Source organism: Micromonospora sp. MH33, assembly GCF_003013775.1.
In the GTDB taxonomy this organism is placed as follows: domain Bacteria; phylum Actinomycetota; class Actinomycetes; order Mycobacteriales; family Micromonosporaceae; genus Micromonospora; species Micromonospora fulviviridis.
Map to the genome: position 1 here is coordinate 1 of NZ_MUYZ01000307.1, position 8081 is coordinate 8081.

The 8081-nt window shown below is 72.9% G+C and carries 4 protein-coding genes and 1 pseudogene; 2 read left to right on the forward strand and 3 right to left on the reverse strand.

Going from position 1 to position 8081, the window contains the following annotated elements:
- Positions 1-727: pseudogene (locus tag B0E53_RS30325) on the forward strand (hypothetical protein); the annotation flags it as partial.
- A gap of 88 nt (positions 728-815) precedes the next feature.
- Positions 816-2285, forward strand: a complete 1470-nt coding sequence (locus B0E53_RS30330; RefSeq protein ID WP_107079125.1) for a cryptochrome/photolyase family protein — start codon at positions 816-818, stop codon at positions 2283-2285.
- A 4-nt stretch (positions 2286-2289) separates the two neighbouring features.
- Here the strand turns inward: B0E53_RS30330 and B0E53_RS30335 are convergent, their stop codons facing one another.
- From B0E53_RS30335 to B0E53_RS30345, 3 genes are all read right to left on the reverse strand, one after another.
- The gene (locus tag B0E53_RS30335) at positions 2290-2979 is read right to left on the reverse strand and encodes a lysophospholipid acyltransferase family protein (RefSeq protein ID WP_107079126.1); all 690 of its coding nucleotides are present in this window, start codon (positions 2977-2979) and stop codon (positions 2290-2292) included.
- Between the two features lie 132 nt (positions 2980-3111).
- Positions 3112-6258 carry an isoleucine--tRNA ligase gene (gene ileS, locus B0E53_RS30340; RefSeq protein WP_107079127.1) on the reverse strand — a complete coding sequence of 1049 codons (3147 nt, stop codon included), beginning with the start codon at positions 6256-6258 and terminating at the stop codon, positions 3112-3114.
- Positions 6259-6611: 353 nt separating this feature from the next.
- Positions 6612-8081, reverse strand: a 1470-nt coding sequence (locus tag B0E53_RS30345) for an alkaline phosphatase D family protein (protein WP_246835678.1), incomplete at its 5' end; no start/stop codon positions are given.

Consider the following 8081-nt stretch of genomic DNA (forward strand, 5'->3'; position numbering starts at 1 on the left):
CGCCCGCCCGGTACCGGCCCCGCCGCCGCCGGCGGCGGTCGCCCGGCCGGTGTCGCCGCCGGTCCCGACGCCCCGGCCCACGCCGCCGAAGCAGCGCCGCGGGAAGACCCCGCCGGCGGTCACCGCGCCGCCCGGGTGGCAGCCGCCCAAGGGGTACGTGGCCGTGCCGGTCCGCCGCCGGCGCCGCTGGCCCTGGGTGCTGCTGCTCACCGTCGCCTGCTGCTGCGGCGTACCGCTCTGGTGGGCCCAGCCGCTCTCCGCCCAGTACCCGGCCCGCGCGAGCCTGCCCGACCAGCTCGGCTCGCTGCGGCTGCGCCAGGACGAGCGCAGCCAGGCCGCCGCCGAGGAGCTGAAGTCGCAGGTACGCCAGTCGCACCTGCTCGCCGAGGACACCTTCGCCGGCATCTACACCACGACCGACGGCAAGCGGGTCACCCTCTTCGGCGGCACCGGGTTCCGGCTGAGCCCGGAGTCGGACGCGGAGGCCGAACTGGACCGCCTCGCCGACCGGTACGCCCTCAAGCCGTCGGTGCCGGTGGAGACCGGCGTCCGGGGCCGGTACGAGCGCTGCGCGGTCGGCCGGGCCGACGGCGACACGGTGGTGGTGTGCACCTCGGTCGACCACGGCAGCCTGGCCACCGGCGTCTTCACCCGGCTGTCCCTGGACGACAGCGGCCGGCTGCTGAACGACCTGCGCGAACAGGTCGTGATCCCCAAGCAGTCCTGAGCGGTCGTCACCGTTCGCAAAGTATCGAACACGTAAAGGTTCCGTCTTCCTTCCGGGCCGGACCGGCCCGAGGGGCGACAATCGGGACATGTCGCGGCGTTGGCTCTTCGCTGACCAGCTGGGGCCGCACTTCCTCGACGAGCCGAAGCAGCCGGTTCTCCTCATCGAGTCCAAGGCGGTCTTCCGGCGCCGGGTCTACCACCGGCAGAAGGCCCACCTGATCCTCTCCGCGCTCCGGCACCGCGCCGCCGAGCTGGGCGACCAGGCGATCTTCCTGCGCGGCGAGACGTACGGGCAGGCCCTCAGCCGGGTCCGCGAGCCGCTGGAGGTGTGCCACCCGACGTCGCGGCGGGCGCTGGAGTTCGTCCGGGAGCTGGACCGGGTCACCGTGCTGCCGGCCCGGGGCTACGTGACCAGCCTGGAGGACTTCGCCGACTGGGCCGACGGCCGGCGGGGCGCGCTGCGGATGGAGGCGTTCTACCGGTTCGCCCGGGAGCACCACGGGGTGCTGCTGGACGGCCGCGACCCGGCCGGCGGCCGGTGGAGCTTCGACACCGAGAACCGCGAGCCGCCGCCGAAGGACGGCAGGCTCGACGTGCCGGCCCCGCCGATGCCGAAGGAGGACGACATCGACGCGGAGGTCCGGGCCGACCTGGACCGCTGGGCGCGGGAGGGCATCCGGTTCACCGGACGGGACGGGCCGCGCCGCTTCCCGGCCACCGCCCGGGAGGCCACGGCCCGGCTGCGGCACTTCCTCCGGCACCGGCTCGCCGCGTCCGGCCGGTACGAGGACGCCATGCTCTCCACCGACCCGTGGCTGGCGCACAGCCTGCTGTCGTCCTCGTTCAACCTGGGCCTGCTGGACCCCGTGGCGGCGGTCCGGGGCGCCGAGCAGGCGTACCGGCGGCAGGGCGCGCCGCTGGCCGCGGTGGAGGGCTTCGTCCGGCAGGTGATGGGCTGGCGGGACTACATCTGGCACACCTACTGGTACTTCGGGAAGGGCGGGCGGGACAGCAACGAGCTGGGCGCCCGCCGTTCCCTGCCGGACTGGTGGCGCGACCTGGACGCGGACGCGGTCGACGCGCGCTGCCTCCAGGACGTGCTCACCGGCGTCCGCGACCGGGCCTGGGTGCACCACAGCGCGCGGCTCATGGTGCTCGGCAACTACGCCCTCCAGCGCGGCTGGCGCCCGGCGGAGCTGGTCGAGTGGTTCCACACCCGGTTCGTGGACGGCTACGAGTGGGTGATGACCGGCAACGTGGTCGGCACGAGCCAGCACGCCGACCTGGGCCGGACGACCACCAAGCCGTACGTCGCCGGGGGCGCGTACATCAACCGGATGAGCGACTACTGCGGCGGCTGCCGCTACGACCCGCGCCAGCGCCTCGGCGAGGACGCCTGCCCGTTCACCGCCGGCCACTGGGCGTTCCTGGCCGGCAACCGCAGCCGGATCCCGGCGAGCGCACGGATGGCGCGGACCATGAAGCAGCTGAGCCGCCTCAGCGACCTGGACGCGGTGGTGGCCCAGGAGAAGCGGCGCGGCAGCGACCCGCCGTGACGCCTCAGGCGGTCGGGTCGGTGGTGGGCTCGGCGCGCTTCGGCGCGTAGCGCGGCACGTACTCCTGGCCGGTGAGCTTCTGGATCTCGGCCATCAGCTCGTCGGTCATCTCCCGCAGCGACGTCCGGTCGTCGGACCGGCCGGTGAAGTCGAGCGGCTTGCCGAACCGGATGGTGATCACCGCCCGGCCCGGCCGCGGCACCCGCGTGCCGATCGGCTGCGCCTTGTCGGTGCCGGTCACGCCCACCGGGATGATCGGCACTCCGGCGGCCACCGCCAGCCGCGCGGCGCCGGTCCGCCCCCGGTAGAGCCGGCCGTCGGGGGACCGGGTCCCCTCCGGGTAGACGGCCACCAGGTCGCCGGCCTTGAGCACCGGGATGGCGGCGTCGAACGCGGACAGCGCCGCCCGGCCGCCGGCCCGCTCGACCGGGATGGCGCCCAGCCCGGTGAGCACGAACTTGGAGAACGCGCCCTTCACGCCGGTGCCCTTGAAGTACTCCGACTTGGCCCAGAAGGCCAGGTGCCGGGGCACCACCGTGCCGAGCAGCAGCTCGTCGGCCACGGAGAGGTGGTTGCCCGCGAAGATCGCGCCGCCGGTCGCCGGGATGTGCTCCAACCCCTCCACGTGCGGACGGAAGGCCAACCGGAGCGTGGGCGCCACGGTGAGCTTGCCGATGGTGTAGAGCAGGGGCACGGGTCCTCCGGCGGTCGTACGTGAGCAGGCGCTGTCACGGTAGCGGACGGGTCGGCATCCGGCGGATCGGGTGGTCAGCCGTCCGCGGGGTGGTCCGGCGGCGCGGACGCCGCCGGACCCGCCGTCCGAAACTCATACCCGCCGGACGGCCACCGTCACCCGCTCGCCCTCGCCGACCTCGCCGGCGAAGCCGTCGACGCCCTCGACGAAGTCGACCGTGTCGGCCAGCACCTCCCGGGCCACGAAGTCGGTGTACGCGGCGACCGCCGCGCGGACCTCCTCCGAGGCGGAGACGGCCACCACGATCCGGTCCGAGACGTCGAGGTCGGCGTCCCGGCGGGCCTGCTGCACCACCCGGACCACGTCCCGGGCCAGCCCCTCGGCGGCCAGTTCCGGGGTGACCTCGGTGTCCAGCACGACCACGCCCTCGCCGCCGGGCAGCGGCGCGGAGTGCTCGGCGTCGGCCGCGACCAGGCGCAGCTCGTACTCACCCTCGGCGAGGGTGATCCCGGCGGCGACCGGGGCGCCGTCGACCAGCTTCCACTCCCCCGCCTTGACCGCCTTGATCACCTGCTGGACCGACTTGCCGACCCGGGGGCCGAGCGCCCGGGGCACCACGGTCAGCACCTGCTGGCAGTAGGCGGACACCTCGTCGGTGACCTCCACCGCCTTCACGTTGACCTCGTCGGCGACCAGGTCGGCGAAGGGCCGCAGCTGGGCTGCGACCGGGGAGGCCACGGTCAGCTTCGACAGCGGCAGCCGGACCCGCAGCCCCTTGGCCTTGCGCAGCGACAGCGCCGCCGAGGCGACCGCCCGGACGTTGTCCATGGCGGCCACCAGGTCGTGGTCGGCCGGGAACTCCTCCGCCGACGGCCAGTCGGTCAGGTGCACCGACCGCTCGCCGGTGAGGCCGCGCCAGATCTCCTCCGCGGTCAGCGGCGCCAGCGGCGCCACCACCCGGCAGAGCGTCTCCAGCACCGTCCAGAGCGTGTCGAACGCGTCCGCGTCGCCCGCCCAGAACCGGTCCCGGGACCGGCGCACGTACCAGTTGGTCAGCGCGTCCAGGTAGGACCGGACGGTGGCGCAGGCGCCCGAGATGTCGTACGCGTCGAGCTGCGCCTGGGCCGTCGACACCAGCTCGTTCGTCTTCGCCAGCACGTACCGGTCGAGCAGGTGCGTCGAGTCGGTCCGCCGGCGGGCGGTGTACCCGTCCGCGTTGGCGTAGAGCGAGAAGAAGTACCAGACGTTCCAGAGCGGCAGCAGCACCTGGCGCACCGAGTCACGGATGTTCCCCTCGGTCACCGCCATGTCGCCGCCGCGCAGCACCGGCGAGGACATCAGCATCCAGCGCATCGCGTCCGACCCGTACGAGTCGAAGACGTGGTAGACGTCCGGGTAGTTGCGCAGGCTCTTGGACATCTTGCGTCCGTCGGAGCCGAGCAGGATGCCGTGGCTCAGGCAGTTGCGGAACGCCGGCCGGTCGAACAGCGCGGTGGCCAGCACGTGCATGGTGTAGAACCAGCCGCGGGTCTGTCCGATGTACTCGACGATGAAGTCACCCGGGTAGTGGTGCTCGAACCACTCGCGGTTCTCGAACGGGTAGTGCACCTGAGCGAAGGGCATCGAGCCGGACTCGAACCAGCAGTCCAGCACCTCCGGCACCCGGCGCATCATCGACTTGCCGGTCGGGTCGTCCGGGTTGGGGCGGACCAGGTCGTCCACCGCCGGCCGGTGCAGGTCGGTCAGGCGTACGCCGAAGTCCCGCTCCAGGTCGGCCAGTGAGCCGTACACGTCCACCCGGGGGTAGTTCGGGTCGTCGGACTTCCACACCGGGATCGGCGAGCCCCAGAACCGGTTCCGGCTGATCGACCAGTCCCGGGCGTTGGCCAGCCACTTGCCGAACGAGCCGTCCTTGATGTGCCCGGGCGTCCAGTTGATCTGCTGGTTCAGCTCGACCATCCGGTCCTTGAACCGGGTGACCGCCACGAACCAGGAGGAGACCGCCTTGTAGACCAGCGGCGTGTCGCAGCGCCAGCAGTGCGGGTAGGAGTGGGTGTAGGTGTCCTGCCGGAGCACCACCCCCCGCTCCTTCAGCTCCCGGATCACCGGCTTGTTCACGTCGAACACCTGCTCGCCCTGGTACGGCGGGACCAGCCCGGTGAACCGGGTGTGGTCGTCGACCGTGACGACGGTCGGGATGCCGGCCGCGTTGCAGGTGTTCTGGTCGTCCTCGCCGAAGGCCGGGGCCAGGTGGACGATCCCGGTGCCGTCCTCGGTGGTGACGAACTCCGCGCCGAGCACCTGGTATGCGTTCTCGCCGGCCTGCTCGACCAGGAAGTCGTAGAGCGGGGTGTAGCGGCGCCCGACCAGGTCGCGGCCGTACACCGTGCCGACCTGCTCGTACCCCTCCAGCTCCTTGGCGTACGCGCTCAGCCGCGCCGCGCCGACGACGTGGCTCTGCCCGTCGCGCTCCAGCACGGCGTACTCGATGTCGGGGCCGACGGCGAGGGCGAGGTTCGACGGCAGCGTCCACGGCGTGGTGGTCCAGACGCCGAGCCGCACCGGGCCGCGCACCGGCTCGGGGGCCGACTCGTCCGCGGTCAGCTCGAACCACACGGTCAGCGTGGGGTCGTGCCGGTCCTTGTAGACGTCGTCCATCCGGGTCTCGGTGTTCGACAGCGGGGTCTCGCACCGCCAGCAGTACGCCAGCACCCGGAAGCCCTCGTAGACCAGACCCTTGTCGTGCAGGGTCCGGAAGGCCCACATGACGCTCTCCATGTAGTCCAGGTCGAGCGTCTTGTAGTCGTTGGCGAAGTCGACCCAGCGGGCCTGCCGGGTGACGTACCGCTCCCAGTCCTGGGTGAACTCCAGCACCGAGGTGCGGCAGGCCTCGTTGAACCGGGCCACGCCGAGGTCGAGGATCTCCGCCTTGGTGGTGATGCCGAGCTGCTTCTCGGCCACCACCTCGGCCGGCAGGCCGTGGCAGTCCCAGCCGAACCGGCGCTCGACGTGCCGGCCGCGCATGGTCTGGTAGCGCGGCACCACGTCCTTCACGTACCCGGTGAAGAGGTGGCCGTAGTGCGGCAGGCCGTTGGCGAAGGGCGGGCCGTCGTAGAAGACGAACTCGTTCTTCCCGTCCTCTCCGGCGGGACGGGCCTCGACCGACGCCTCGAAGGTCTTGTCGGCCGTCCAGTGCTCCAGGACCCGGCGCTCGACCGCGGGCAGGTCCGGGCTCGCCGGGACGCCGCCGGCGGTCGGGTCGTGCAACGGATAGGCCATCGGGGGTCGCTCTCCTCGCGCAGCTCACTCGTCGGTGGGTCTGCGAGGACGAGCTTCTCCGGGTTGGCCGTGTCGGCGCCCCCGGGTGGCCCGCGGTACCACCCCGCTTGACGGTCAAGGTGCGACCGCCCGCTCGTTGGTCGGCTGTGACGGGCCGTCCCGTCCGGTTCTACTGAGCCGGTCACCCGGCCGTTCTTCCGGAGGCTCACCGGTGATTGCCGGGTCGTCGCCTGTGTGCCCACAAGCGTACTCGACCCGCCGCCCGTCCCGCCCCCGAGTATCGCCCCGCCCCGGTGATCATGAGGTTGACGGCGACAGCCGGGATCGTCGTCGCCGTCAACCTCATGATCGACCTACCGGGTGGGGGCCGGGAGGGTCGTGGTCCAGAGGGCCGTGCCGGTGCGGTCGCGGAGGTTCACCGTCAGGGCGGCCGTCCCGCCGTCGATCTCGACCTCCCCGAAGTGCTGGAAGCCCTCCGCCGGGGAGGTGTTGGCGCGGGGCGGGGCGTGGACGAAGACGGCCTGCGGGCCGAAGGTGCCGTCCAGGGCGTTCGGGCCGAACGCGCCGGCGTGGGCCGGGCCGGAGACGAACTCCCAGAACGGGGTGAACTCGCCGAACGCCGCCCGGGCCGGGTCGTAGTGGTGGGCCGCGGTGTAGTGCACGTCGGCGGTGAGGAACACGAGCCCGGTCACCCCGGCCCGGTGCACGGCCCGCAGCACCTCGGCGAACTCCCGCTCGCGACCGGCCGGCGCGCCCGGGTCGCCCTGCGCGACACCCTCCTGCGCGCCCGGGCCGTCCGGCACCACGAGGCCGATCGGCAGGTCGTTGGCGATCACCTTCCAGGTCGCCGTCGACCGGGTCAGCTCGCGGACCAGCCACTCCCGCTGCTCCCGCCCGAGCAGGCCGCGACCCGGGTCGGCGTACGTGTTGCCGTCGTTCGGGTCCTTGTACGTGCGCATGTCGAGGACGAAGACGTCCAGCAGCGGCCCGTACGACAGCTTGCGGTACAGCGGGCCGCCGGCGGCGACCGGCAGCCACTCGTGGAACGCCTGCCGGGCCCGCGCGGCGAGCACGTCGACCCGCTTCTCGGCGTACCGGTCGTCGACGAGGATCTCCCCCGGGTACCAGTTGTTCAGCACCTCGTGGTCGTCCCACTGGTTCACCTGGGGCACCTCGGCGGCGAACGCCCGCAGGTGCTCGTCGAGCAGGTTGTACGCGAACTGCCCCCGGTACTCGGCCAGGGTCTCGGCGACCTTGCTCTTCTCCGGAGTGACCAGGTTGCGCCAGATCCGGCCGTCGGGCAGCGTGACGGTCTCGGTGAGCGGGCCGTCGGCGTACACGGTGTCGCCGCTGCACAGGAAGAAGTCGGGACGGCGCTCGCGCATCGACCGGAAGATGGCCAGGCCGTCGAAGTCCGGGCTGATCCCCCAGCCCTGCCCCACGATGTCCCCGGTCCAGACGAACCGCACGTCCCGGCGCTGGTGCCGCCCCGGCGCGGTGGCGAACGAGCCGGCCAGCGGATCGCTGCACAGGCCGGGCCGGTCCAGGCTCTCCACCCGGACCCGGTAGTACAGCCGCTCGCCGGCCGGCAGGCCGCGCAACCGGACCCGGCCGGTGAAGTCGCCGCTCGGGTCGAGCACCGGCCCGCGCACCACGCGCGCCCCGCGCAGGTCGGGCCGGCGGCTCAACTCCACCAGCATCCGGCCGGGCCGGTCCGCGCGGGTCCAGACCAGCGCCGAGTCGGCGGTCACGTCACCGCTCTGCACACCGTGGGTGAGCAGCGGCCGCCCGGCCGGCCGCCAGGCGGGGGCGGCGAGCGCGCC

Coding starts and splice junctions, on each gene's coding strand:
- B0E53_RS30330 (WP_107079125.1), top strand. CDS start 816: ATGTCGCGGCGTTGGCTCTTCGCTGACCAGCTGGGGCCGCACTTCCTC.
- ileS (WP_107079127.1), bottom strand. CDS start 6,258: ATGGCCTATCCGTTGCACGACCCGACCGCCGGCGGCGTCCCGGCGAGC.